Raw genomic sequence first — 3,222 nt, 5'->3', positions numbered from 1 at the left:
GTCCTTGGAATTATTTAATTTTTGTCATCTACTAAACATATATTTGTATTCCATCATTATCCTAAAAATAAAAACCATGATTTCCATTCGCCCGCACAAGCTTTTCATTTATGCCATCACTGCATGCATCGCCTGCATTCCATCTTTCGGTTCACCAGCCGGGAAGAACAACGACTGGATTGATGAAATAGATTCATATGTCAATTCCAATCCCGACAGCGCGATCATTCTCTGCAATGATGCAATCCGGGAACATTACCCACTTGACGGAAGCGAAAAAGTGGCACTACTGACAATCCGGGGCAACGCAAACTTTACCCTTGGAAATTATGACACAGCAAAGGCAGATTTCCGGAAAGCGGCAGACCTTGCCTTCGATATCGCCGACACGCTGGCTTATATTAACGCCCTTTCAGATTTAGGTGTCGCATATCGCGTCAGCCAACAACAGGACTCAGCAATGGCATGCTACAATCATGCTCTCAACATGATAAAAGACGGAAGATTTCCGGATATGGAGGCAAACATACTAACATCATTAGCTATCTTGTTTGCAAATCAGGGACGCTTAAAGGAGGCTATCCCGTTTGCAGAAAAAGGATGGAAAAAAGCAAAGCTCACAGATGATATAGAGACACAAATTTATGCCGCATCTTCACTCGGATCCGCACTTTTCCTTGCAGGCGACCACAATAGAGGGCTCGCCACTCAACGCAGCATAATAAAAATTGCAGAGCGCAAAGGAATCCCACGGTATATACTGAAGACATACGCATCTGTCATAGCTATGCATAACCGACTTGGGAACACGGATTCTGTAAATTACTATATCAACCGAGGACGTACGCTACTTGACAAAGTGCCCGAAGCATCAATAGAATCTGTAGGATTCCTTGAACAAAGTTTTGTGGTGTTGACAAAAATGGGACGCTATAAAGAGAGCCTTGACATACAGATGAAAATACTTAACATGTTGGATTCACGTCCCTTTATGCCTCTGCACCTGCTATATCAGAGAATCGCCCTCAACTACAAAGGACTCGGTGACATTGAGCGCATGAATGATGCATATATAAAGGCGATAGAGATAGCCGACAGCATTCACCAAAGCGACATAAACAAACAGATGTCAGACTTCAACGCTCGTTATCACGCAGCTGAAAAAGAATTGGCGATTGCCGCACTGAGGCATGAAAAATCGCGCAGAGGCATGATAATCGCGATTCTTGCCGGGGTGATAGCCGCGACATCGTTGCTCCTGATCATATATCTGAGGTCGCGCAGACGCAAAACCGAACTTGCCAACATAAAGGCTCGTATAGAAGGTATAGAACAAGAGCGCGGAAGGCTTGCACACGAGCTTCACGACGGGGTATGCAATGACCTGCTCGGTATTGAGCTTGCCCTTGCCGGAGGAAGAAATGACACTGCCGAAATATCAGAAATGCTCCGCACCACACGCAACGAAGTACGGTCAATCTCCCACGAACTCCTACCACCGAGCTTCAACAGGCTTTCATTATCGCAACTAATTGCAGCATACGCATATAAAAGCGACGGGTTCGTTGAATATCTTCCTTCACAAGACCAAATTGACCTTGACATGGAACAATCCATGAACCTATACCGTATCATTCAAGAATGGATTGCGAACATACGACACCACGGTGCTGCCCGATACGCCACAATTTCTTTGAAACAATCAGGTAATGAAACCATACTTGATATATGCGACAATGGCATTGCATTCAATCCGGATGAAGCAAACAGCAGCGGTCTTGGCATTGACAATATCCGTCAACGGGTAAAGGCTATCAATGGCACAATTGATTTTACACGAAGAAACAACATAAATATCATGTCAGTGAAAATTTTTAAATAAGTACCGCTAAAAAAACATATTACCTCACGGATTTCCGTGATTTATAATTCGCCACATTTGCCTAATTTTGCGGTGTGAAGCTTTTTTCACGTATTTTTACACCCATGGCAAAATCTGACCTTAAAATATTGCTGGTTGACGACCATGATATCGTGCTTCGCGGAATGCGCCACCTCATCGAAGACCTCCTCGGAGACAGCTGTCATGTGGATATGGCAAAGACCGCCGCTGAAGCACTCTGGCTGACCTCAGTTCGCAACTACGATCTCTGCCTTCTTGATGTGGAGCTTCCAGATGCCAGCGGTATCACATTACTTCACAATATACGCAGGAAATGTCACGATATAAAAATAATCGTAAACACGATTCATGAAGAACTATGGATCATAAAAGATTATTTTGATGCCGGAGTAGAAGGAATCTTGTTCAAAGATGTGCTTTCAACCGAAATTGCAACAGCTATACGTTCAGTTACCGCCGGCGACACTTACTTTTGCAAGAAAGCAAAACAATTGCGTCACCTTATAGACATTTATGAAATGCCAAGCCCCAAGGAGCTGGAGGTGCTTCGCCTGATAGCGTCCGGTAAAAAAACTGACGACATAGCCGCCCAGATGGGATTGAGTTCAAACACTATAGAGACCCATAGACGCCACCTTCTCGCAAAACTTCATGCACGCAACTCCGCAGAACTTGTGCTAAACGCCGTGAAGCGTGGGCTTCTCCCCACTTCACGCATATAAATTATTGGTGTCCAATAAATATCATATTTGTTTACCCCATATTTTAATCAATTAATAAATTTAACAACCTATTGTATTATGAACAAAATTTCTTCGATGGCATTCATGGTAATAACAGCCATGTTCATCTTTTTTCAATCCTGTGGCGACGTTGACCACTCTAATCCCCGTAGTGTTGCCGACAAGGCTATGGAATATTATATCAGCAACGACTACGAAGGCATGTCAACACTTTGTTATCCTGAAAACACCAACCGTATAGAACGGTTTCTTGAACTTGAAGAATACGCTAAAAAGAATCCCGACATAAGACCAAAATCTACAAATAAAAAATTCAAATATACAGACGAAAAGGACCATAGCTACGAATATCGAGTAAAATATGATTATTCTTTCACAAATGTCAACGGTAAAGACGAGACATGGCACATGACTGTTATCCTGAATAACAAAGAGGGAAAATGGTATCTGGATATGGTAAAATAAACGTTATTAAACACCTCAAACAACATGAAAAAAATTCACTGGCGTCTCTTAAAATCTGTTAATGCGAAATTGTTAAACTCTGTATTCATGTTGGTTACGCGATTTTCNGGC

3 protein-coding genes are annotated in these 3,222 nt (G+C 42.6%); all 3 read left to right on the top strand.

The window, feature by feature from the left end:
* Positions 1 to 76: 76 nt before the first annotated feature.
* The 3 genes from JX312_RS10980 to JX312_RS10970 all read left to right on the top strand — a co-directional run bounded on the left by JX312_RS10980 (position 77) and on the right by JX312_RS10970 (position 3,111).
* A complete protein-coding gene (locus JX312_RS10980) occupies positions 77 to 1,882 on the top strand; it encodes a tetratricopeptide repeat-containing sensor histidine kinase (protein WP_204458027.1) in 1,806 nt (601 codons plus the stop codon).
* Between the two features lie 104 nt (positions 1,883 to 1,986).
* Positions 1,987 to 2,625, top strand: a complete 639-nt coding sequence (locus JX312_RS10975; RefSeq protein WP_123403148.1) for a response regulator transcription factor — start codon at positions 1,987 to 1,989, stop codon at positions 2,623 to 2,625.
* A gap of 78 nt (positions 2,626 to 2,703) precedes the next feature.
* Positions 2,704 to 3,111, top strand: coding sequence for a hypothetical protein (locus JX312_RS10970; protein ID WP_124029405.1), 408 nt, complete (start codon positions 2,704 to 2,706; stop codon positions 3,109 to 3,111).
* The last annotated feature ends 111 nt before the right edge of the window (positions 3,112 to 3,222 follow it).

This window comes from Barnesiella sp. CU968 (assembly GCF_905219685.1).
GTDB lineage: Bacteria > Bacteroidota > Bacteroidia > Bacteroidales > Muribaculaceae > Lepagella > Lepagella muris_A.
This window is presented reverse-complemented; position numbering and strand designations above follow the sequence as displayed.